The organism is Bradyrhizobium sp. LCT2 (assembly GCF_009931255.1).
In the GTDB taxonomy this organism is placed as follows: Bacteria; Pseudomonadota; Alphaproteobacteria; order Rhizobiales; family Xanthobacteraceae; genus Bradyrhizobium; species Bradyrhizobium diazoefficiens.
The window spans coordinates 384,104-406,245 of sequence record NZ_CP034432.1 but is presented as its reverse complement, the minus strand read 5'-3'; the positions used below and the strand labels follow the sequence as shown (position 1 = coordinate 406,245).

The 22,142-nt window shown below is 62.0% G+C and carries 28 protein-coding genes; 21 read left to right on the top strand and 7 right to left on the bottom strand.

Annotation, left to right across the window (positions count from 1 at the left end):
* The first annotated feature begins 98 nt into the window (after positions 1 to 98).
* Positions 99 to 425 carry a DUF736 domain-containing protein gene (locus EI171_RS02730; RefSeq protein WP_161532535.1) on the top strand — a complete coding sequence of 109 codons (327 nt, stop codon included), beginning with the start codon at positions 99 to 101 and terminating at the stop codon, positions 423 to 425.
* Between the two features lie 117 nt (positions 426 to 542).
* On the opposite strand, the gene EI171_RS02725 is transcribed toward EI171_RS02730, so the two are convergent.
* Together EI171_RS02725 and EI171_RS02720 are read right to left on the bottom strand one after the other, a co-directional pair.
* Positions 543 to 953 (bottom strand): hypothetical protein, encoded by a 411-nt coding sequence (locus EI171_RS02725; RefSeq protein WP_161532534.1) that lies wholly within the window; start codon positions 951 to 953, stop codon positions 543 to 545.
* Positions 954 to 1,119: 166 nt separating this feature from the next.
* On the bottom strand, positions 1,120 to 1,353 hold the full coding sequence (locus tag EI171_RS02720; protein ID WP_161532533.1) for a helix-turn-helix domain-containing protein: 234 nt from the start codon (positions 1,351 to 1,353) through the stop codon (positions 1,120 to 1,122).
* A 230-nt stretch (positions 1,354 to 1,583) separates the two neighbouring features.
* Between EI171_RS02720 and EI171_RS02715 the strand changes: the two genes are divergently transcribed.
* From EI171_RS02715 to EI171_RS02650, 14 genes are all read left to right on the top strand, one after another.
* On the top strand, positions 1,584 to 1,847 hold the full coding sequence (locus EI171_RS02715) for a DUF2285 domain-containing protein (protein ID WP_161532532.1): 264 nt from the start codon (positions 1,584 to 1,586) through the stop codon (positions 1,845 to 1,847).
* Between the two features lie 119 nt (positions 1,848 to 1,966).
* Positions 1,967 to 2,176 carry a transcriptional regulator domain-containing protein gene (locus EI171_RS02710; protein ID WP_161532531.1) on the top strand — a complete coding sequence of 70 codons (210 nt, stop codon included), beginning with the start codon at positions 1,967 to 1,969 and terminating at the stop codon, positions 2,174 to 2,176.
* 61 nt (positions 2,177 to 2,237) lie between these two features.
* A complete protein-coding gene (locus tag EI171_RS02705; protein ID WP_161532530.1) occupies positions 2,238 to 2,753 on the top strand; it encodes a DUF2285 domain-containing protein in 516 nt (171 codons plus the stop codon).
* A gap of 206 nt (positions 2,754 to 2,959) precedes the next feature.
* The gene (locus EI171_RS02700) at positions 2,960 to 3,211 is read left to right on the top strand and encodes an AlpA family transcriptional regulator (protein WP_148750764.1); all 252 of its coding nucleotides are present in this window, start codon (positions 2,960 to 2,962) and stop codon (positions 3,209 to 3,211) included.
* 15 nt (positions 3,212 to 3,226) lie between these two features.
* On the top strand, positions 3,227 to 4,342 hold the full coding sequence (locus EI171_RS02695) for a replication initiator protein A (RefSeq protein ID WP_161532529.1): 1,116 nt from the start codon (positions 3,227 to 3,229) through the stop codon (positions 4,340 to 4,342).
* Entirely contained in the window at positions 4,339 to 4,977 is a 639-nt protein-coding gene (parA, locus tag EI171_RS02690) for a ParA family partition ATPase (protein WP_161532528.1), read from the top strand. Before EI171_RS02695 ends, parA begins: the two co-directional genes overlap by 4 nt.
* On the top strand, positions 4,974 to 5,228 hold the full coding sequence (locus tag EI171_RS02685) for a hypothetical protein (RefSeq protein WP_161532527.1): 255 nt from the start codon (positions 4,974 to 4,976) through the stop codon (positions 5,226 to 5,228). The genes parA and EI171_RS02685 overlap by 4 nt, the downstream gene beginning before the upstream one ends.
* Entirely contained in the window at positions 5,225 to 5,743 is a 519-nt protein-coding gene (locus EI171_RS02680) for a DUF2840 domain-containing protein (protein WP_161532526.1), read from the top strand. Before EI171_RS02685 ends, EI171_RS02680 begins: the two co-directional genes overlap by 4 nt.
* Positions 5,740 to 6,285, top strand: a complete 546-nt coding sequence (locus EI171_RS02675) for a S26 family signal peptidase (protein ID WP_161532525.1) — start codon at positions 5,740 to 5,742, stop codon at positions 6,283 to 6,285. The genes EI171_RS02680 and EI171_RS02675 overlap by 4 nt, the downstream gene beginning before the upstream one ends.
* Before the next feature lie 33 nt (positions 6,286 to 6,318).
* Entirely contained in the window at positions 6,319 to 6,654 is a 336-nt protein-coding gene (locus tag EI171_RS02670; protein WP_157343582.1) for a DUF736 domain-containing protein, read from the top strand.
* 3 nt (positions 6,655 to 6,657) lie between these two features.
* Positions 6,658 to 7,563: a lytic transglycosylase domain-containing protein gene (locus tag EI171_RS02665; RefSeq protein ID WP_246740440.1), complete on the top strand. Its 906-nt coding sequence runs from the start codon at positions 6,658 to 6,660 to the stop codon at positions 7,561 to 7,563.
* A gap of 678 nt (positions 7,564 to 8,241) precedes the next feature.
* Positions 8,242 to 9,981 (top strand): VirD2 family relaxase/mobilization nuclease, encoded by a 1,740-nt coding sequence (locus EI171_RS02660; RefSeq protein WP_161532524.1) that lies wholly within the window; start codon positions 8,242 to 8,244, stop codon positions 9,979 to 9,981.
* A 41-nt stretch (positions 9,982 to 10,022) separates the two neighbouring features.
* Entirely contained in the window at positions 10,023 to 12,005 is a 1,983-nt protein-coding gene (locus EI171_RS02655; RefSeq protein ID WP_161532523.1) for a conjugal transfer protein TraG, read from the top strand.
* A gap of 7 nt (positions 12,006 to 12,012) precedes the next feature.
* Positions 12,013 to 12,450, top strand: coding sequence for a CopG family transcriptional regulator (locus tag EI171_RS02650; RefSeq protein WP_161532522.1), 438 nt, complete (start codon positions 12,013 to 12,015; stop codon positions 12,448 to 12,450).
* A 103-nt stretch (positions 12,451 to 12,553) separates the two neighbouring features.
* Here the strand turns inward: EI171_RS02650 and EI171_RS02645 are convergent, their stop codons facing one another.
* Together EI171_RS02645 and EI171_RS02640 are read right to left on the bottom strand one after the other, a co-directional pair.
* Positions 12,554 to 13,219: a GDSL-type esterase/lipase family protein gene (locus EI171_RS02645; RefSeq protein ID WP_161532521.1), complete on the bottom strand. Its 666-nt coding sequence runs from the start codon at positions 13,217 to 13,219 to the stop codon at positions 12,554 to 12,556.
* A gap of 30 nt (positions 13,220 to 13,249) precedes the next feature.
* Positions 13,250 to 13,531: a LexA family transcriptional regulator gene (locus tag EI171_RS02640; RefSeq protein ID WP_126262178.1), complete on the bottom strand. Its 282-nt coding sequence runs from the start codon at positions 13,529 to 13,531 to the stop codon at positions 13,250 to 13,252.
* 38 nt (positions 13,532 to 13,569) lie between these two features.
* On the opposite strand from EI171_RS02640, the gene EI171_RS02635 reads away from it, so the two are divergent.
* Positions 13,570 to 14,691, top strand: coding sequence for an IS630 family transposase (locus EI171_RS02635; protein WP_161532241.1), 1,122 nt, complete (start codon positions 13,570 to 13,572; stop codon positions 14,689 to 14,691).
* A 66-nt stretch (positions 14,692 to 14,757) separates the two neighbouring features.
* On the opposite strand, the gene EI171_RS02630 is transcribed toward EI171_RS02635, so the two are convergent.
* Positions 14,758 to 15,672 (bottom strand): S1/P1 nuclease, encoded by a 915-nt coding sequence (locus tag EI171_RS02630; protein ID WP_161532520.1) that lies wholly within the window; start codon positions 15,670 to 15,672, stop codon positions 14,758 to 14,760.
* 132 nt (positions 15,673 to 15,804) lie between these two features.
* Here EI171_RS02630 and EI171_RS02625 point away from each other — a divergent pair, with 132 nt between their 5' ends.
* From EI171_RS02625 to EI171_RS02610, 4 genes are all read left to right on the top strand, one after another.
* A complete protein-coding gene (locus EI171_RS02625; RefSeq protein ID WP_161532519.1) occupies positions 15,805 to 16,875 on the top strand; it encodes an LOG family protein in 1,071 nt (356 codons plus the stop codon).
* Positions 16,876 to 16,978: 103 nt separating this feature from the next.
* On the top strand, positions 16,979 to 17,851 hold the full coding sequence (locus EI171_RS02620) for a DUF1353 domain-containing protein (RefSeq protein WP_161532518.1): 873 nt from the start codon (positions 16,979 to 16,981) through the stop codon (positions 17,849 to 17,851).
* Positions 17,848 to 18,708, top strand: a complete 861-nt coding sequence (locus EI171_RS02615) for a hypothetical protein (protein WP_161532517.1) — start codon at positions 17,848 to 17,850, stop codon at positions 18,706 to 18,708. The genes EI171_RS02620 and EI171_RS02615 overlap by 4 nt, the downstream gene beginning before the upstream one ends.
* A 510-nt stretch (positions 18,709 to 19,218) precedes the next feature.
* Positions 19,219 to 19,386 (top strand): hypothetical protein, encoded by a 168-nt coding sequence (locus EI171_RS02610; protein WP_161532516.1) that lies wholly within the window; start codon positions 19,219 to 19,221, stop codon positions 19,384 to 19,386.
* Between the two features lie 285 nt (positions 19,387 to 19,671).
* Here the strand turns inward: EI171_RS02610 and EI171_RS02605 are convergent, their stop codons facing one another.
* Positions 19,672 to 19,953 carry a LexA family transcriptional regulator gene (locus tag EI171_RS02605; protein WP_126262178.1) on the bottom strand — a complete coding sequence of 94 codons (282 nt, stop codon included), beginning with the start codon at positions 19,951 to 19,953 and terminating at the stop codon, positions 19,672 to 19,674.
* Positions 19,954 to 19,991: 38 nt separating this feature from the next.
* On the opposite strand from EI171_RS02605, the gene EI171_RS02600 reads away from it, so the two are divergent.
* Positions 19,992 to 21,113, top strand: coding sequence for an IS630 family transposase (locus EI171_RS02600; RefSeq protein WP_161532241.1), 1,122 nt, complete (start codon positions 19,992 to 19,994; stop codon positions 21,111 to 21,113).
* A gap of 225 nt (positions 21,114 to 21,338) precedes the next feature.
* Here the strand turns inward: EI171_RS02600 and EI171_RS02595 are convergent, their stop codons facing one another.
* On the bottom strand, positions 21,339 to 22,088 hold the full coding sequence (locus EI171_RS02595; RefSeq protein WP_161532515.1) for a hypothetical protein: 750 nt from the start codon (positions 22,086 to 22,088) through the stop codon (positions 21,339 to 21,341).
* Positions 22,089 to 22,142: the final 54 nt, after the last annotated feature.

The following is a 22,142-nucleotide window of genomic DNA, read 5'->3' as shown; positions in this document are numbered from 1 at the left end:
GGCCCCTGCGGGGTGCGCCGTCGATCGCCTCCGGCCTGTCGATCACCATCGAGGCCGCAAGGTGCGGGCTCGAAAGACAGAGATCAAGGAGAACTATCATGGCGACCATCGGCACCTTCAAGAAGGCCGGCTCGAACGAGTTCACCGGCGAAATCGTCACTCTCTCGCTCCAGGCCAGGAACGTCCGCATCGTCCCCGAAACCAACCGCTCCGGCGAGAACGGACCGAGCCACCGGGTCTACGTCGGACGCGTCGAGATCGGGGCCGGCTGGTCCAAGCGCTCCAACGAGGGCCGCGACTACCTGAGCCTCAAGCTCGACGATCCGAGCTTCACCGCTCCGATCTTCGCCAACCTCTTCGACGACGAGGACGGCGAGGGCTTTAGCTTGATCTGGTCCCGCCCTAGCCGCCGCAACGGCGACTGACCCGGCCCACAATGCCTCGCCCGGATGGTCCGGGCGAGGCATCGCAGCGGTCAAGAGTCGCGAAGGCACTTCGTTAGCCGTGCCGGCGGAAGCGGGGAGGGTCGAAATAGATTCCGATTAGCGAGTGCGTGCCGATTTGATCGGCCGTCCTTGATTGGCCTCCACGACGGTTTCGACGATGTCTCCCCAGTCGGGGCAGATAGCGACGAGACGATCCAGTACCGTCGGATCCCGCTCGATCTGGCCGAGCGCCTGAGCGCGCCATTGGTCGTTGAAGCTGATGCTCATCAACCCCAAACATTCGACGACCGAACTGTCAGGCGACAAGTGTTCCAAGATCGCCGTCACTATGCCGGTCCACTGTTGAAGCAGACGCCACTGCTCAGCGGCGGCCCCAGTCTCCAATTTCTCTTGAAGGAGATCAATCAGCAAGAGGAAGCGAGTTCGCCAAGGCTGGGGCCTGAGGTCCCCGACGTAAACGTCCACGACTTCGCGGATGTCGGCTGGCAGGTGCTCATACAGGGTCATAAAGTCTACTCCAACTCGCCCAGCATGCCGTTCCGTCCCTGGACCCACGCAACGTTCCCGGAAAGAGGACCAGATTAACGTAAAGCCGCCTATCAACTTATGCGTGAAGCAGTATGGAGTTGATTCACAACGTGCCAGCGCTGCGAAGGAGTACAAACTTCTCGCGCTATCGCGCGCGGTGAGGACGAACCGTCGTTCGTTTAATCAGATCGGCTGCTTCGACGCCGAGCGCCTCCGCGATTCGGCCAAGAACGGTCACGCTGGCCGACACGTCAGCGCGTTCAATGGCGCCGACGTAACGGACACTCAGTCCGGCGCCATCGGCCAACTCTTCCTGCGTCATTTTCTTCACATGACGTATCCGACGCAGATTGATCGCCATGACCTCCTTGAGATCCATGGCGACATGGGAACTCACATCAGCACGATCGTTCCAGGAACGATCGTTCCGATTCGTGCGGCGCCATGCTATTCATATGTTCTGGCTTGGGCCCAGTGTGCCACTTCGGGGGGCGCCGTGATGCGGTCTGCGCATCACGGCACAAATCGCGTGTGACGATTTCCCAACTTGCAAAGTTCCGGAGCTTAGATGAATTCTAATCGCTGCATCGATGCTGAGGGGCAATTGCAATGAACGAAGCGCCATTTCAAGACCGGCCACCAAAAACCGATCGCGTGAACGCTTACGACGAGAAACATCTTGCAATCTATGTCCGATTGTTGATGGCCGAAGAAGAGGGGGCCGACTGGCGTGAAGTGGTGCACGTGATCTTCGGTCTCGACCCTGCGCGAGAGCCGGATCGCGCCAAATTCGTCCATGACAGCCATCTCGCCCGCGCGCGATGGATGGTGGACGCCGGATATCAGCAGTTGTTGCAACCGCAGATGCAGTGAGTTGCGCCCCAATCACGCAAATTGCGATCGCGCGTGATGCAACCTGCGGGTCTAGTCTCTTGTGCCGTCTTTACGGATCGTGGCGTGGGGCACAGAACAAAAAGACGAGAAGACAGACCATGCCGACCCAGTACTGGCGCTCGCCGGAGACCATTGAACGCCTGAATCGCCTTGAGCGCCCGGGCTTTGCCCTCGAATTCCTTCGCCGCAACGCTGACTACCGCCGCGACTTCGCCCGCACTGAGCGCCGGATTGCGCGCGGCGCCTCCGATCCCGAAACCATCCGAATGAGTTTCGCGCGTCGTTGGAGGTTGCGGTGTCGCCCATGACCCAGTCTCTCCGGTAGGGCCAGAGCCGGCCATCTGGCTCCCCGAGGCCTCACCGGGAACATTGATCCTGGAGCCGGCGCCGCTGGGCTTCGATACTCCCCGTTCGGTTGATGACGTCGCTTTCGGGCAGTCGCTGCTCGAACTGTCCGATGCTGACGGGCGCGCTCTGGTGATTGCGGAGGGCGCAGATGAACTTCATGTCCGTTTGCGCGACGAACAGGCCGCGCAACGTCCCGCTGTGCTTCTGCCACTCGACAGCATGGGCGAACTGCGGGCCGACGTGGCGCTGCACTTCGCGCGCCGCCTTGCCGGCCAGCGCACTGGTCTTCTGCCGGCGGCTCTGCGCCTCACCGCGTTCCAGAAACGGCGATTGATTCAGCTCCTTCACGCCTTCGACGTCCACGCCCGGGGCGGCGGCCCGCGGGACGTGGCAGCGAAGGTGCTTGCCTCCGACCACGCCCAGCGTCGTTCAGTCGAGTGGAAGGATTCGCACGCCCGCCGTAAGGCGAACCGGCTCATTCATGATTCGATAGCCCTGGTCGAGCGCGGCTATCTGAAACTCCTGCGCGGCCTCTGACCGGTATTTCGGTCTCTCCAATCCATTCGCCCTGATGAGCCAATCCAAGCCGCGTTGGCAACGCCGGGCTTCGCCCGGTTGCGGCTGTGGGGGGACACAATCAAACGCGAATTTTCGTCCACCCCCAACGCCAAAGCTCTCCGCCACTCTGGCCCCGACAAGCCGCGACTTGGCTGCGGCGCTTCAAGGCAAGACGGAGATCTCCCATGCTCGACCGAACTGCGCAGCTCACCACACGCTACGTGCGCACCCCGGAGGCTGCGCGCCTCCTTGGCCTCTCGCCGCGTACGCTTGAGAAGTATCGCTGTCACGGCAACGGTCCGACCTTCCGCAAGCTCGGTGGCCGCGTTGTCTATGCCATCGGCGATCTCGAAGCCTGGGCTGATCAGGCCGCTTGCAGCTCGACGTCGGATCCGCGCTACGTCGAGGCGCGCGCCGCCGGCAACGCGCATCGCTAAAGGCAACGCTCGCCCATGTCGTCGCGCCGCCTCATCACGCCCAGCGAGCGAAGCAAGCTCGATCCGTTCGTCATCGCCACGGGCGATGCCAGCCCGCGCGATCAGCGCGATCTGATGGAGCGACCATTCTTCTCGCTCGCCAAGGTCAAGCGCACGCGCCCGATCCTTTATCAGGCCGGCGATGTGCGTGTCGAAGTCTATGCAGTTCCTGAGCACGGCATGGCGACCATCTGGGATGCCGACGTACTGATTTGGGCGGCGAGCCAGATCGTTGAGGCTGAGAACCTCGGTCTGAAGACCTCGCGCTTCCTGCGCTTTACGCCCTACCAACTCCTGATCGCAGTCGGTCGGCAGACGGGCGCGCGGGACTACAAGTTGTTGAAGGGGGCGCTGAGCCGTCTGCAGGCGACCGTCATCCGCACCAGCATCCGGCAGGGCGAGCATTGGCGGCGCCATCAATTCTCGTGGATCAACGAATGGGAGGAGTGCGCGCGGCGCGATGGCCGCGTGGAGGGCATGGAGTTTGTTCTTCCTGACTGGTTCTACCGCGGTGTCATCGATCGCTCGCTCGTTCTCACGATTGACCCGGCCTACTTCAGCCTGACTGGCGGTATCGAGCGTTGGCTTTACCGCGTCGCTCGTAAGCATGCCGGCCGCCAGCCGAGAGGGTGGCTGTTTGAGTTCGCACACCTCCACGAGAAATCCGGCAGCCTCGCCAAGCCCGCTGACTTCGCCTTTGATCTTCGCCGGATCGCCGCCCGTCAACCGCTGCCAGGCTACCGCCTGAGCATCGAACGTAGGGAGCGCCAAGAACTGCTGCGCATCCTGCCAGGTAAGTCATTCACAGCACCAGTGGATGGCGCTGTGAATCATCTCGGGACTTCGGGCGTTCGCGCTATCGGGACTTCGGGCGTGCCCGTATCGGGATTTCGGGAGTGCAAACCACAGCTAACGCTTTGGCCGGAAACGACGATCCCAGCCCTTAACTTAGAATCTAACTTAGACTCTAACTATTGTAGTGGGTCCGTGCGTCCTGCGGATAACCAGGACGCGAGCGCTGAGCCGCCAACCAAGCACCCAAGCCGACAATCCTCGCCGCTTCTCGACCGCAAGCCGGGAGGCAAGCGATGATTGTTGCCGTGCTCAACCAGAAGGGCGGTGTCGGCAAGACCACGCTTGCCCTGCACCTCGCCGGAGAGTGGGCGCTACGCGGAAGGCGCGTGACGCTGATCGATGCTGATCCCCAAGGGTCCGCATTGGACTGGTCGCAGCAGCGCGCGCGGGAGAACGTTGCGCGGCTATTCGGCGTCGTTGGCCTTGCGCGCGATACGCTCCACCGCGAAGCGCCGGAGATCGCGCGCACGGCCGATCATGTCGTCATTGACGGACCGCCGCGCGTCGCTGGCTTGATGCGTTCGGCGCTGCTGGCGGCCGACCTGGTGCTGATCCCCGTGCAACCCTCGCCGTTCGACGGCTGGGCGTCGGCCGAGATGCTCGATCTGCTGCGCGAGGCTCGCATCTATCGTCCGCAGCTTGCCGCACGCTTTGTGCTCAACCGTTGTGGTGCGCGCACGATTATCGCGCGGGAGACGGCTGAGGTTCTTGCTGATCACGACCCACCGGTGCTCGCCAGCACCATCGGCCAACGCGTCGTCTTCGCTGACGCCGCGCAGTCGGGCCGGCTCGTCTTCGAGCTCGCCGAGCAGAATGCCGCCGCCCGCGAGATTGCCGCGCTCGCCGCTGAAGTTGCGAGGTTCGCGCCATGAGCGAGCGCTCCCCCAAACGGGGCTTCGTCTCGCGTCCCGGCGATGCCGAGAGCTGGATCAAGGCCAGTGAGGCACCGCAGCGTTGCACCGATGACGCGACTGGATTTACCGCGCGTCTGACCATCGACATCGCGCCGGCACTGCGTGGGCGCATCAAGGTCGCAGCATTCCAGCGCGGCGTCACGGTCGCCGACATGCTGCGCGAATTGCTGGCGCGAGAGTTTCCCATAGATACCGGAGAGCCGTCATGAATGACAATGAGGCCTTGCCGCCGCGTACCGTGTCGGCTTCGCATCGGCGCGGGGTCGCGCTCACCCATGTCGAACTGACCTGGATCGAGAAGCGGATCGAGCACTGGCTGCGCTTCGGCCGTCGCGCGGAGGAGAAGATCCTCGACCGCCGCCGCAGCGTTTCAAGTTTTGCGACAGGCAGCATCTTCGGCTTCGTCCGCTGGGCCTCGAACGACTACGGCACCGTGGTATCGCGCATGGACATCGTGCGCGCCGTGGAGGCGGGCCAGCGCTATCAGACGCTGCCGTTCGTCCGGCCCGGCGGCGAGATACTACTGCGCGTCGATAGCTGGCCGAAGGTCGAGCGCGTGTTGCAGGCGGTCGACGCCATCGAGGCGCTCGCCATCGATCCGGCCGACGCTGCCCCCGAATATTGGCGTCATCTCCACAACCGTCTCGCCGCCGACCACGTGCCGCGCGCCTACACGCGCGAGCAGCACGTCGCCTGGCTCAAGCGCCGGAGCGCCACGCCATGACCCGCTTCGGCTATCTCATGCTGACGTATATTGCGGCGCTGGTCGCCGGTGTCTTGGTGTTCGTTCATCCGGCAACACGACTGATCTGGAATGCTACCGCGAGCACGCCGATAGGGCTCTACGCGCTGCATCCTGTAGGACGGCTGCATGCCCTCGAACTGGTCGTGGTGCGGCTGCCAGAGCCCATCGCGAACGTCCTCGCAGATAGTGGCTTTCTCCCGAAAGGCGTGCCGATGCTGAAGCACGTGATGGCGCTGCCTGGGCAGACCGTATGTCGGTCCGGCGACACCATCACTGTCGACGTCGTCGAAGTCGGCGCCGCGCGCGATCGCGACCATCTCGGCAGACCGCTGCCGCGTTGGAGCGGCTGCTACATCCTGCGGTCTGACGAGGTCTTCCTCATGAACCCGACTGCCCCGGACAGCCTGGATGGTCGCTACTTCGGCTTACTGCCGGTCAGCTCCATCGTCGCGTCTGCAGTCCCGCTTTGGACCAACGAGGCCGCCGACGGTCGCTTCGTCTGGCGCGCCGCGACGCATTAGCCGTTTCTCAACCTGCCAACCAGGAGGTTTCCCATGGCACAAATCGGCCAGTTCACCCGCGACAAGTCCGGCTTCACCGGACGCGTTGAAACGCTTTTCTTCGAGCGGATTCTAACCCTCGTTCCGGCCGAATCCTCGGATGCCGAGAACGCGCCGGACTACCGCATCCGCCTCGGCGATGCCGACGGCCCGGAGATCGGCGCTGGCTGGAAACGTACCGGCGAGAAGGCCGGTGAGTACGTTTCGCTCATCATCGACGATCCAGCGCTGCCGCGGCCGATCCGCGCCAATCTCTTCCAGTCGGGCGACGACAAGTCGGCTTGGACGCTGAACTGGAATCGTCTGCCGCAGCGCGCCGAGCGGGATTGATGCATGCAGGGTCCCGTCACGCACGCCGCCGACAAGGCGCATCGAAGCTCGATCCCCTTGCGCGCAAAGCCGTCTCATCCCTCCGGTCCGCGCAACCGTCGGCTGGCCGCCGCGCACAGCGGTGGTCGAACCGGAGGTCCGTGCACACCGCCGGTAGGCAGTACGACGCCGCGCCGTGATGGCGGAGCCTCGGCGGGCCTTGCCGTTCTCCTCCTTACCGGCCTGCTGGTGATTGGCGGGCCAACGGCAGCAGTGTCCGGGCAGAGAGCGTCGGCGCAAAGTCAAGCGGCGACCGATCACTACGCAGCTCATGTTGCAGAGGCCGCGCAGCGCTTTGGCATTCCGACTGCATGGATTCGTGCCGTCATGCGGGTGGAAAGCAACGGGGATCGGCGTGCCGTCTCACCCAAAGGCGCGCTCGGTCTGATGCAGCTCATGCCCAACACCTGGGCGGACCTGCGTGCGCGCTACGGTCTCGGGCGCGATCCCTTCGATCCCCGGGATAACATTTTCGCGGGTGCCGCCTTTCTTCGCGAGTTGCACGACCGCTACGGCTCGCCGGGCTTCCTTGCGGCCTACAATGCAGGGCCGGGCCGCTACGAGGCGTTTCGCGATAGACATCGTCCACTGCCTGCCGAGACCGTAGCCTATGTCGCGGCGATCGTCCCTTTTGTCGATGCGGAAGGGGCACCAGGACCTCTTCTCCTCGCGGCCTCTTTTCGTTCATCCTGGACGCGGGCGCCGCTGTTTTTCGTCAACGTTGACGGTCCGTCGTCCGCCGCGCGAGTGACAGTCGATCGGCCGGCGCACGACAGTCCGGCTGCAGTTCCGGTGCATGATCTGTCTGCGATTGCGCCGCAGTCGGAAGGCTTGTTCGTCGCGCTCTCGACAACGGGACGATCGCAATGATGGCACGGCATCATCAACATCGGCGCTCAGATTGGCGCAAGCTGGCGCCCCGTAACGGACATTCGGTTTGCATTCGAAACGCTGTAACACGATCATCGCTAAGACTTTCGGGTTTGCTACTAAACGACCCTCGCTCACGTGGGCAAGAGTTCGCGGAGGAGTGCGACAATAACGTGCTGAGGGCATACGGGCGATGCCTTCGGCCCGCGCTCTACTCGTCGCTTCGCTCCTCACCGAGCCACCCTACGGGTGTCTCGGCCCTTCGGGTAACGATCGCTATCGCAAACGCTCGCTTCGCTCGCAAACGGTGGCGGCTTCGCAAGTCAACTGCCAAGTCGCGGCGGCTCTTTCGCAATGAATCGGCCATCAGCCGACGTGTTCGGGCAGGCGTTATTAGCAGATTCACCGCAATGACCCGAACTGCATTTTGTCGCAAATCGCCGGGAGTACCGAGAGGCTGTTGGCTTGGAAGCTGGGCCTTGGGTACCAGCGACCGGGGGACCACGACAACGACCGAAGGAGGGCGAGATAAAAGGCCGCAATGTGCGGCTCGGGCGGTCGGTTGTTATTGCTTCATTTTCTTACTGACCCAGCAATGTGCAGCTGCTGCGCACAATGTGCGCCTAACCATCAACGCATTGTGGGGATTAGACGTTTCGCACATTGCCGAGGTTGGCAATGGCTGAGGAGAAGGAATTTCAGCCGCGGCCTGGCCGCATCCGCTCCTCGCGGAGCCAGCGGGCCAAGCCCTTCATTGCCCAGGCACTTGCTGCCGCTCAGCGCGCCGGCGGCGGCATTTCGCGAGCCGGTCATCTCGTCAGCCCCCGTCATTCGCGTTTCGGCCGGGGGCGTGTCGCCAGCGTGCGGGCGAACCGTCTGCTCACCGGCCGCTCGCGGCTGGTGACGATCAAGACACGTGTTGTCCGGCATAGGGCCAGGTCGGCACCGCTCGCTGCGCATCTCGGCTATCTCCGGCGAGACGGCGTCACCCGGGACGGGGAGAAGGCCCACCTGTTCGGCCCGGACACCGAGGATGCCGATCCCAAGGCCTTCGCCGAGCGCTGTCACAATGACCGCCACCATTTCCGCTTCATCGTCTCGCCCGAAGATGCGCCCGATATGGCCGACCTCAAGGGGTTCACCCGCGAGCTGGTCGGTCAGATGGAAGTGGATCTCGGCACCAAACTCGACTGGGTGGGGGTCGATCACTGGAACACCCAGCACCCGCACGTCCACATCATCGTACGTGGCGTCGCCCAAGACGGCCAGGACCTCGTCATCTCCCGCGACTACATCCAGGAGGGGATGCGTGCCCGCGCCCAGGACCGGGTTACGCAGGAACTCGGACTGCGCTCCGATCTCGACATCCGCCAGTCGCTTGAGCGCCAGGTCGAAGCCGAACGCTGGACACAGCTCGACCGCCAGCTTGTTCGCGATGCAGACCGGCATGGCGTCATCGACCTTGCACCCAATCCGGCCGCACCGCCTGATCAGTTCCATGCGCTCAAGGTCGGCCGCCTGCGGCGCTTGGAAAGCCTCGGGCTCGCTCATCAGATCGGGCCGGGCCAATGGGTGATGGACGAGGCCGCCGAGACGACCTTGCGTGAGCTCGGTGAACGCGGCGACATCATCAAGCGCATCCACCGCAGCCTGACTGAACGCGGCATCGAGCGGGGGACCGCGAGCTACGTGCTATCGGGTGAAAGCCTGGACGTCCCCATCATCGGGCGCCTCGTCGATCGCGGTCTCGACGACGAACTCAAGGCGACCGCCTATGCCGTGGTCGACGGCGTCGATGGCCGCACCCACCACATCAGGCTGCCCGATCTCGACGCGGCCGGCGATAGTGCGCCGGGTTCGGTTGTTGAGCTGCGCAAATTCGAAGACACACAAGGCCGGCGTCGAGTCGCGCTCGCCGTCCGCTCCGATCTGTCGATCGAAGCGCAGGTGACAGCGAACGGCGCGACATGGCTCGATCGCCAGGCCGTCGCGCGCGACCCTGTGGCGCTCGGTCAGGCCGGCTTCGGCGCCGAGGTCCGCGAAGCCATGCAACGGCGGGCCGAGCAGCTCATCGGGCAGGGTCTCGCCGAACGACAGGCGCGTGGACTGGTATTCGCGAAGAATGTCATCGGCACGCTCCGCCGCCGGGAGTTAGAAGATCTCGGCAAGAAGCTCGCCGCCGAGACCGGCCAGCCGTTCAATCCGTCGGGCGCCGGAGAATATGTCTCCGGCACCTATCAGCAGCGCTTCGCGCTCGCCTCCGGCCGCTTCGCCATGATCGACAACGGACTGGGTTTCCAGCTCGTGCCCTGGACGCCCTCACTGGAAAAGCAGCTCGGCCGGCATGTCTCCGGCGTCGCCCGCGAAGACGGCGGCATCGATTGGGGTTTCGGACGCAACCGGGGGCTCGGCCTGTGAGCGATCCCTCCAATCACCGACGTCAGGAAAGGACGGCCGCCATGTCCGCGACCAGGATTCTCTGGGGGCAGGTCATCACGGTCTTCGCGATCGTCCTGCTGACGATCTGGACCGCGACGGAATGGACGGCTTGGCGGCTCGGCTTCCAGCCGCAGCTCGGGCAGCCCTGGTTCGAGCTGCTCCATTTTCCGTTCTATCTCCCGCCCGCTTTCTTCTGGTGGTGGTATGCCTACGATGCCTATGCGCCCTCAATCTTCATTGAGGGCGGCTACATCGCCGCATCTGGCGGCATCATCGCCGCGGCCGGCGCGATTGGCATGTCGGTCTGGCGCGCCCGGGAAGTCAAGAATGCCGAGACCTATGGCTCGGCGCGGTGGGCTGAGGCAAGGGAGATCGAGCAGGCCGGATTACTCGGGCCCGACGGCGTCGTGCTCGGCCGGTTCGAGCGCGCCTATCTTCGCCATGATGGGCCGGAGCATGTCCTGTGCTTTGCGCCGACCCGGAGTGGCAAGGGCGTCGGCCTCGTCATCCCTTCGCTGCTGACTTGGCCGGGCTCGGCGATCGTCCACGACATCAAGGGGGAGAACTGGCAGCTCACCGCCGGCTTTAGGACCCAGCATGGACGGGTGCTCCTGTTTGACCCGACCAACCCAAAGTCCTCGGCCTACAATCCGCTGTTGGAGGTCCGCCGTGGCGAGTGGGAGGTGCGCGACGTCCAGAACATCGCCGACATCCTGGTGGACCCGGAGGGCAGCCTCGAGAAGCGGAACCACTGGGAAAAAACCAGTCACGCGCTCCTGGTCGGCGCGATTCTCCACGTCCTCTATGCCGAGGAAGACAAGACGCTTGCCGGCGTCGCAGCTTTCCTGTCCGATCCGAAGCGGCCGATCGAGACGACGCTCGCCGCCATGATGCGGACGGCGCATCTCGGCGAGGCCGGCGTCCATCCAGTGGTCGCGTCCGCTGCGCGCGAGTTGCTGAACAAATCCGGTAACGAGCGCTCCGGCGTCTTGAGTACCGCCATGTCGTTCCTGGGGCTCTACCGAGATCCTGTGGTGGCGGAGGTCACACGGCGCTGCGACTGGCGCATCACCGACATCGTCGGCGGGGACGGGCCGACCACGCTGTACCTCGTGGTGCCGCCGTCGGACATCAACCGCACCAAGCCGCTGATCCGCCTCATCCTCAACCAGATCGGCCGCCGCTTGACCGAGGATCTTCAGGCCAAGGCCGGCCGGCGTCGGCTCCTCCTGATGCTCGACGAATTCCCCGCGCTCGGCCGGCTCGACTTCTTCGAGTCTGCGCTGGCCTTCATGGCGGGTTACGGCATCAAGAGCTTCCTGATCGCCCAGTCCCTGAACCAGATCGAAAAGGCCTACGGGCCCAACAACTCGATCCTCGACAACTGTCACGTCCGGGTCAGCTTCGCAACCAACGACGAGCGGACCGCGAAGCGGGTGAGCGACGCGCTTGGTACCGCGACCGAGATGAAAGCGATGAAGAACTATGCCGGCAGCCGGCTGGCACCTTGGCTGGGCCACCTGATGGTGTCGCGGTCGGAGACCGCCCGCCCGCTGCTGACGCCCGGCGAGATGATGCAGCTCTCGCAATCAGATGAGATCGTCATGATGTCGGGCCTCCATCCGATTCGGGCGAAGAAGGCGCGCTATTACGAGGACGCGCGCTTCCAGGAACGCATCATCGCGCCGCCGACGCTGACCAAGCCCAATGGCGGGCGGCCGGACGATTGGAGTTCGAGGCCACTGCCGCCGCACCCAACGGCATTGGAGGCGTCCACCGACGATCAGACGGACGACGAAGATCCAAAGACCGCCGACCGGCGGCGGCAGCCGGAACTCGATCGAGACACGGTGAAGAAGAAGGAACCACTCGACAACGAGTTCACGGCCGACCTCGCCGATGAGCTCGATGAAGATGCCCCGCGGATCAGGCGCATGAACGACATGATGCAGGGCGTCGCGCGGCAGGCCTCGCTCGATCCCGGCGACGATCTCGGATTGTGAGGCAGGCATGGCCGCGCCCAAGAAAAAAGCCCAGATGTCGGTCTATCTCGATCAGGACGTCATGAAGGCGCTGTCGGCTTATGCCACCCGGCGCGAGCAGTCGCTGTCGCTCATCGCCGAAGCCGCGATCGCTTCCTTTCTGTCGCCGGACGCTGACGAACGGCGTGAAGCCGCCATAGCCAAGCGGCTCGATCAGATCGATCGACGAATCGCGCGCCTTGAGCGGGACGTGGGGATTTCGGTGGAGACTATCGCTCTCTTCATCCGCTTCTGGCTCACGATAACACCGCCGCTCCCCGAACCGGCCGCCAAAGCAGCAAGGGCACAGGCCGGAGCGCGCTATGATAATTTCGTTGCGGCGCTCGGCCGACGGCTCAATCAAGGGCCGAAGCTGCGACAGGAGATCCCGGACGATATTCAGGAGAGTAAGCCGATCGATGGGTAGCCGCTTGATCGTCCGATGATCTCTTGCCGCGTGGGTAAAAATTCAGCCGCGGTGGAGATTCGCGAATGGAGGAGCGGTGCCGTCCTTTACCGCTGCCTTTGGCTTAGTCTGGGACAGCCGCTTCGGCCAAGCCGTCACAGAGGGCTTGAGCTATGCAGTTGTAGCTCCAATCATTCTGATGCAGCCAATTTCCGTCGAAATTACTGATCATCTGGTTGATCGGGATACCGCGTTTGATATGCCAGTAGCGCATGATTTCGAACCGGCGGAAGAGCGCGACATCATGCTCGGCGGCGATGGTTTCAATGATACGCAGCATCTCTTGCGTGGCGGCCGTCGGCGTCTCGTCTTTTTGGAGCAACGCAGGTGCATATTGAGGGTTCATCAGGACGAGGTCGGCTTTGGCTTCTGACAGATGATCGATGCCACGGATAATGGCCGCTCCGACATCGTCTAGAAAATAGTCTTTCCAGGCAGCATTGGTGCCGACCTGCCAAATCACCAAGCTTGGATTCAACGAGATAACTTCCTTCTTGAACCGTGCGGCTTCATTTGGCGCTTCATCGCCGTTTACGCCGGCGTTGTGCATATTGATCTTGCGACCCGGAAAACGGCCAGCGAGCGCTGTCGCCAGCTTGTCCACGTACCCGTTGCCGGGGCTTGCTCCTTCGCCGAAGGTCGAGGATGAACCGATGGCGACAATACTGATGTCGCCTGATCTCCCCAAAGCCTCGGCAAGCCGGGGCAGCCGCTGTCCCAGCGAAGTCAATTCCGTTGGCGTATCGCAGCTAGTGGTTCATCACAGTGATTTTGACGTTTTGATACCGAGCCATTCGAGGATCGGCAAGCTTTCCGGTGGCACGAGGATTTCGATGCTTCTGGGGACGCCGGGTTGACGTCGGATGAAGCCGTTTCGTTCGAGGGTGACGATCATCTGATGGACCGAAGGCGGGCTGACGCGGAAGTGGCGCTGGATGTCGGCTTCGGCGGGGGGACGTCCGAACATATGGGCGTAGGTATGGATGAAGGCCAGGTAATAACCCTGCTTCTCGGTGAAGCGCGCGCCTGATTTTTGACTCATCGTTGGATTCGTCCCGGCCTCCGACAAGGAGGCAAAGCATGAATGTACGTTATCGGGTCGAATTGAGCCAAGCCGAGCGCGACGAACTGACGGCGATGCTCGGCGGCGGCAAGCACGCCGCCCGCAAGCTTAAGCGGGCGCAGATTTTGCTGGCGGCCGATGGAGGCTGCCGCGACGAGGAGATTGCCCGGACCGTGAGTGTCAGCCTCTCCACCGTCGGCCGGACCAGGCGCCGCTTCGTGGAAGGCAATATGGAGCGGGCCCTGAGCGAGGAGCCGCGTCCGGGCGCTGAGCGCAAGCTGACCGGCAAGGAGGAAGCCCTGCTGGTGGCGACCGCATGCGCCAAGCCGCCCGCTGGCTGCAAACGCTGGACGCTGACGCTGCTGGCCGACACGATGGTCAAGCTCACCGATCACAACAGCCTGTCGGGCGAGACCGTGCGTCGCCGGCTGGCCGAGAACGACCTCAAGCCGTGGCGCAGGGACATGTGGTGCATTCCCCATGTCGACGGCGAATACGTTGCCCGCATGGAGGACGTGCTCGACCTCTACGCCGAGACGCAGAATCCCGCCCGGCCGCTGGTCTGCTTCGACGAGACCCCCATCCAGCTGATCGGCGAGGTGCGCCAGCCGGTCCCGGCCCAACCGGGACAGCGCGAGCGCTACGATTACGAGTATCGCCGCAACGGCACCGCCAATCTCTTCGTCACCTTCGATCCACATCGGGGCTGGCGCAACGTCAAGGTCACCGACCGCCGCGCCGCCGTGGACTACGCCCACTGCATGCGTGATCTCGTCGACGTCCATTATCCCGACGCCGCCTGCATCCGTGTCGTGCAGGACAATTTGTCGATCCACAAGCCTGGGGCGCTGTATGAGGCCTTCGCGCCCGCCGAGGCCCGGCGCATCCTGCGCCGCCTCGAATTCCACTTCACCCCGAAGCACGCCAGTTGGCTCAATATGGTCGAGTGCGAGATCAGCGTGCTACAGCGTCAGTGTCTCGGCCGCCGCATCGACGATCCCAAAAGGCTCCGAAACGAGATCGCAGCATGGCAAAAGAGGCGGAATAAAACCCGAGCCCGCATCAAATGGATGTTCACAACAGAAAAAGCCCGCACCAAACTCGGCCGCGCCTATCCAGCCACCGCCAAAGAGTCATAATCACTGTGATGAACCACTAGGGGCTTCCGACATGTTGATCTCCCGAAGGCCAGTTGCCGCGCGGCGTCACTGTCGTGGCGCATAAGGACACTGCGAAGAGCTGAAGACATCGTTCAGATACCTTGCAAGCCGTATGCCGGCGAAGCCTAGTTGTTGGCTAACAAGCGGAGTCACTCGATCATAGTAGGCCTGATCGAGGGTGGCACCAGCATCAACCCAGACGTTGAAGGCGATCGCCGCATTGTGGGCGTCCTCGGCCCACGCGACCGGATCGTCCTTGCGGTCGTTCTTGGCTGCATCGGTTGTCAGCCAGCCCGATTCCAGGTCATCGACGAAGGTCGGCCAATTGTACTCCATCGCGCGGATCAGAGTTGTGTCCCACATTTTGTGGAGATTGTCCGGCGGCGTCGAACACTTATCGGCCGAGCACGTCTTTCCCTTGAACTGCAGTTTATCGGTCGTGAACGTAATCCCGTTGCCGCCTATATTCTCCCAGATCGTGTGGAAAGGCTGGTGTATGTCGCCTACGAAGTGGACGGCGAATTTGAGGGCGCGAAGTTGCTGATCGCCGGCAGTGCAACGCAACTCGTTCCTCAAACGGGACAACTCATTGATGACGCAGTCGCCTTGCTCAGGTTTTTCCTTCGGACATTCCGTCGCGGAATCGTAATGCGTATCCTGCCTTGGAATGTCGACGAAGTGCCAGTTGTAGGTCCCGTTCGGCTTCGCGCCGTCGTAGCGAACCTCGTCGGCCCACGTTGAGATCGATGCGAGCGACGGAGTCGAATATGGCGTCGCGTTAGGACTGGCCCGAAGGATTTGGGTTATCGCCTCGGCCGCGTTCTGAGAGAGCCGCCGTTGAGCGATCTCAGCGACGATCGAATGACCTTCCTCACCCCAAGCCCAAGCGTCCGAAGCAAAAATTGTGAAAACTAGTACCAGGAAAATCCAACTCTTCGAGAAAGGAAATCGATTTCCCATCACTCGCTCTCCATCCAGGCAATGACTATTTTCGATCTAACGGCTCGACTTTAGCTAGAGCGTCCGTCATATTGCAATCCATCGCTCAAAATGATTTTTTCTCGACGCCCCCATATTTGAAGGCCGACATCCATGGCTGGCGAATTGCCCGACTACGGAAAGCCCGACAGGCTCTATGATATTGGCGATCTGTTGCAGGGATATGATCCAAGCGACGAATTGGCCTTCGTCAAGTCTTGGGATTTCGGTGCCTATCGCCGGTATACCACCGATGGTAGCGCGACGCCGCGCACGCTCGACATCAGGCTCGCTCAAGCCGAGCATGACGCGCGTATCGCGGAAGCTTTGAAAGCGTTTTTGGTTCGCCCGACGGAACCCACGCTAGTCGGTGTGATGGGCGGCCATAGTCTTTCACGCCTGCATCCGGCCTATAAAGCGGTCGCCGAACTGGGGCGCTACCTCACGAAACGAGGCTATCTGCTTGTCACGGGGGGCGGGCCTGGCGCAATGGAAGCCGCTCACGTTGGCGCCACCTTCGCCTATGCAGATGATGCGACTTTCGCCCGTGCCCTTACCGCCCTCGGCGAGGAGCCGTCGCTGCCGAAGGGGCTCGGCAATATTTTGACGAAATCGGGCGACCTTGCACCGGGCTACGAGGAAAGCGCTGATGGGGCGCGCAAGTGGCTCAATATGGGGCTTGAGGTGAGGGACAGCGCGCCGAAGGAGCGGGGCGAAAGCCTCGCAATCCCGACCTGGTTTTACGGGTCCGAGCCTTCGACACCCTTTGCAAGCGCCTACGCCAAATATTTTCAGAACAGCATACGCGAGGAAGCGCTGATCGCGCAGTCGCGGGCGGGCATCGTCTATGCACAGGGCGGCGGCGGTACGTTGCGCGAGATCTTTCAAGACGTCGAGCTGAACTTTTACGCGTCGACGCCGGACGATTTCATTCCGATGATTTTCTTCGATCCGGACGACTTTTGGCAGCGCGACGCCGAATTCGATGTGAGTGGGGTGACTCGCCCCGGCATCGACGTACGCGACATCCTCGAGCGGATTTTCCGCTATGGTCGCAGGGACACTGCACAGATCCTCAAGAAGGTGAGGTTTACCACGGAGTTCGATGAAATAGCCGCAGTGATCGACACTCGAGCGCGAAAGGCGCAGCGCGAGCTCGCCGCCGTGCTGAATGCGCCTGCCTGATTGCGAAAATTTACATTGGCTCGAAGGTTTCGCTAGGCCCCGGACTGACGCGGATTCGATTCAAGAGAACCCGCTTGGCTGATGACGACAAGGGACACGAACGATGAAATCACTCCGTTTCTTGCGATCTCGCCCTGACATCACCTATCCGGGCGGCCCTATGGCATTGGCATTGACCCGGCGTCGCGTACTTACGACCGCGTTGGCCGCTGCCGGGACGATTGGAATCCGCACGTTTGCATTGGCAGAGCCAGTCGATCATTTTGTCGGCGAGTTGGTGCTCCGGGACCTCGATCCAGAAGGTCTAAGGTTTACGCTCGATCAGCCGTTCGGTTATGTCGATCCCTCGGGCATCATGTGGCAGGCCGAGAAGGGCCTTGTGACCGACGGCGCATCGATCCCGTGGCCTCTTTGGTCGATCATAGGTGGCCCATTCGAAGGACAGTATCGACGTGCATCTGTCATTCACGACTTCTATTGCAATCGAAAGTACCGCGCATGGCAAAAGGTCCATCGGGTCTTCTACGATGCGATGATCACGGGCGGGGTCAGCACGGCAAAGGCGAAGCTCATGTATTATGCGGTCTGGCGTTTCGGCCCCCGCTGGTCGGTCACCGAAATCGTACCCTGCGTCCCGGATCCGTCGATTGGAAAATTCTGTGCTTCGGTCAAAGCCACATCGGTCGAACTTTCGGTGGAAAAGCCGATCGTCGAAGAGAAGGACATTGCGGGTGCCACAAGCGAGCTGCACGAGGTGGCCGACAAGGTAAGCAAAGAGGATGTTTCGCTCGACCAGATCGAAAAACTTGCTGACTCCAAGCCCCCGGTTCCAAGAGCACGATCGATCACGCGCAAGGCGGTGATCTTGTCATCTGCGCCCATCAGCCGTTACGAAGACTTCGGCTTGTCGGAGACCACCACGGTCGTACCTGACAATATGCCGATTCCTGGCCTATTTCCGGGCGTTGTCCGGTGAGCAATCGCCCGGACAGACTTTCTCGCCGAGCGGCTATCGGTCTGCTTGCGGCCGCATCTGTGCACCCTATTCCCGCGTTTTCGCAGGCCGCGCGCCCTGAGGAAATTGCATCCTGCCTACCTCCGGTGCTCTACGCTTCCGCTCCCTCGCAGGCCGCTATTGTCGCGCAGAAGGATGAGATCGCGCGCGAACGGGCGAAGCAACAGACCTACTTCGTTGGAGCCGAGAAATTTCTCGCCAACATGGGAGTTGCTGCCAGCAGGCTGTGCGGTGCGCTGGAATTGCGCGGTCCGCACCTACCCGAAATAATGCTCGCTGAAAGTCCGGCGTGGCGAACAGTCGATCGACATTTCTCGGGAAGCGACAAAGAAGTCGTGCTGCTCAGCAAATCGGACACGATTGGTAAGGGACAGGCTCCGTCCGGAGACAACATGCTGTTTGCGATCCTCGCACATGAGCTTGGACACGCCTTCCAGTTCAGCCGATGTTTTGATCAAGGCGATACCGCGTTCATAGGAGCCGGCGGCATCGTTCGGCCTCTGCGAGACATCGAACTTCACGCCGACTATATGGCGGGTTTCTCTCTCGCTAGGGCGGAGGAGCGCTATGGACGCCCGGAAGATCTTCTCCGCAGGTTTTCCGACACGATCTTGAATCTTGGAGATTTCAACTTTCGCCCCTGCTTGCATCACGGAACACCGGCGGAGCGATACACCATGATGATGAAAGGCTACATCGAAGCGCAGCGCTCGCCGACACTCGGTGCACCCGATGCCTCCACACTCGGCATTGCTTTGCTTGATGGCCAACTCTCGGCCCCTCAGGTCCGTAGCGCCGGAGATGACGTATGCAAGTAGCGCGGCTCGTTCTTCCAATCGTTATGTTGTCGGTACCAAGCGTGGCGGCCGCAGACTGCGAACAGATTTGCTATCCTGGTCTGCCATGCCAAGGTACCGAAATCAGCGGTCAGCGGACGATCAACGGGGACTTATGCGCGGGTGATCTGGTTCTTATGGACGGCGCGAGATTGATCCTCGATGGAAAAGGTGGCCAGCTCATCAATGTCGAAAGATCTTTCAAGGTCGTTGGGTCCGCTGAGATTGTGACGGCGTCTTGCCTCGTAACCGTTTCTAGGCGGGCCAAGGCGAACTCGCCCGACACTGCAAATCCATATGATCGTGGTCCCGGCAGCAACGGTCCCGGTGATGCGACGGCGGGAAGAAACGGCCCTAACGGCGGCGATGGTGGCGATGGGGCGACTGGCGCGAAAGGGCCAAACGCTGCCTCGGTACGCTTAGCGTTCGAAGAATTTGCGGGAGGATCAATTAAGATCTGTGCCCGGGGCGGCGATGGGATGCCCGGTCAAGATGGTGGTAACGGCGCAGGCGGTGGTGATGGCGAACAGGGTGGACGAGCAATACCGGGCCAGCCGTTCGGTTGCAGATCTGGGCCTGGTGATGGCGGGAATGGTGGAGACGGCGGAAGCGCGGGCCGTGGTGGCAACGGGGGAGACGGCGGCGACGCCGGTATCGTGACGCTAGCCATACCTTCGAGTCTCGAAGGCAATGTCCGGCAAATGCTTTCGAAACAAATTCTTGTCGACGTTTCGGGGGGGAGGCCTGGAGCAAAGGGGTCGGCCGGTAGCGCGGGAGCGGCCGGCAAGTTCGGTTACGGGGGTCGTGGGGCGACGGGGTGCGAAGGGCGAGAGGAACAGCGGAAGGGACACGATGGCAAAGCGGGTCCGGCCGCAGCGGACGGTCGCGATGGACGGGCGGGTGCTGACGGAACGGTAGTCATAGACGCCAACAACTAGTGGTTCATCACAGTGATTTTGACGTTTTGATACCGAGCCATTCGAGGATCGGCAAGCTTTCCGGTGGCACGAGGATTTCGATGCTTCTGGGGACGCCGGGTTGACGTCGGATGAAGCCGTTTCGTTCGAGGGTGACGATCATCTGATGGACCGAAGGCGGGCTGACGCGGAAGTGGCGCTGGATGTCGGCTTCGGCGGGGGGACGTCCGAACATATGGGCGTAGGTATGGATGAAGGCCAGGTAATAACCCTGCTTCTCGGTGAAGCGCGCGCCTGATTTTTGACTCATCGTTGGATTCGTCCCGGCCTCCGACAAGGAGGCAAAGCATGAATGTACGTTATCGGGTCGAATTGAGCCAAGCCGAGCGCGACGAACTGACGGCGATGCTCGGCGGCGGCAAGCACGCCGCCCGCAAGCTTAAGCGGGCGCAGATTTTGCTGGCGGCCGATGGAGGCTGCCGCGACGAGGAGATTGCCCGGACCGTGAGTGTCAGCCTCTCCACCGTCGGCCGGACCAGGCGCCGCTTCGTGGAAGGCAATATGGAGCGGGCCCTGAGCGAGGAGCCGCGTCCGGGCGCTGAGCGCAAGCTGACCGGCAAGGAGGAAGCCCTGCTGGTGGCGACCGCATGCGCCAAGCCGCCCGCTGGCTGCAAACGCTGGACGCTGACGCTGCTGGCCGACACGATGGTCAAGCTCACCGATCACAACAGCCTGTCGGGCGAGACCGTGCGTCGCCGGCTGGCCGAGAACGACCTCAAGCCGTGGCGCAGGGACATGTGGTGCATTCCCCATGTCGACGGCGAATACGTTGCCCGCATGGAGGACGTGCTCGACCTCTACGCCGAGACGCAGAATCCCGCCCGGCCGCTGGTCTGCTTCGACGAGACCCCCATCCAGCTGATCGGCGAGGTGCGCCAGCCGGTCCCGGCCCAACCGGGACAGCGCGAGCGCTACGATTACGAGTATCGCCGCAACGGCACCGCCAATCTCTTCGTCACCTTCGATCCACATCGGGGCTGGCGCAACGTCAAGGTCACCGACCGCCGCGCCGCCGTGGACTACGCCCACTGCATGCGTGATCTCGTCGACGTCCATTATCCCGACGCCGCCTGCATCCGTGTCGTGCAGGACAATTTGTCGATCCACAAGCCTGGGGCGCTGTATGAGGCCTTCGCGCCCGCCGAGGCCCGGCGCATCCTGCGCCGCCTCGAATTCCACTTCACCCCGAAGCACGCCAGTTGGCTCAATATGGTCGAGTGCGAGATCAGCGTGCTACAGCGTCAGTGTCTCGGCCGCCGCATCGACGATCCCAAAAGGCTCCGAAACGAGATCGCAGCATGGCAAAAGAGGCGGAATAAAACCCGAGCCCGCATCAAATGGATGTTCACAACAGAAAAAGCCCGCACCAAACTCGGCCGCGCCTATCCAGCCACCGCCAAAGAGTCATAATCACTGTGATGAACCACTAGGTGGGCTGCCAAGCCCTAACACCAGTCCAACCAGTCCGGAACCACCAATGTGGAGAGCTACCCAGGCAGGCAGAACAATACCCACTCCAACGATAAAGAAAGCAGCCGGAGAAAGCGCTATAAACAGAGATCTTTCCAACTCTTTCACGCTGAATCTGCCTGGACGAAGATCGTGGTTCATTGTCCTCTTCCGTCAGGGCAGCCCCTAATCGTCCAGTGATCGCTCACCACGTGGGCGGAAATCCAGCCGCGGTCGGGATTCTAGACCATGCATCGCAAGCAGCTCCTGCGCGAGAACCGAAAGTGCGCAGCCGATCTCTTCAACGCACGCGGACGCATCCTTTTCAACATCAGCCGGGGAGAATGCGAGCACAGGAATCCCTGATACAATCATCGTTCGGGCTCGGACTCGGGTGTTAATGTCCTCGGGCAGGACGCGATTGGGAGCATGACACTCAACCCCCAACCATCGGAAATCACCCTTCATGCAGACCTTCAGCACGAAGGCAGGCGTGAAATCCCGGATCTTCTGTTTGACACCCCACAACGTGCCCCAGTCGGGACTACCTTGTGCTCCCCAAGCACACTGATAGCGGATTTCGTTGTATCCGTCGGATCCTTCCAACGCGAGATATGCGGCGAGCCTCGCAAGAAGCAGATCATCCGTTTCTTCGGTCGCGAGGAAAAGGTCGTCACCGAATCTCTCAAGAAACCGTCGCGCCACCCGAATATTCGCAATCACCGTATCAGTATCGTCGTGGCTGGCGGCAATTGCTTCCGCAATTGCTTCAATAATGATCTCTTCGCCCCGGTCAGCGACCGCTTCATAGAAGTCAAGCGGCGGAAGCGGGATTCCATGGTGCGACAACTTGCTAGCTGTCGCGAGCACGATCTCGCGGAGTAAGCCGGGATGCCATCCCTGAGGCGAGTTGAAGTCTGATTCGTTGTGGCGCATGTCTGGTTTCGAGACTCCAGGTTCATGACCTGAGCTTATACTCCTTTAACTGGC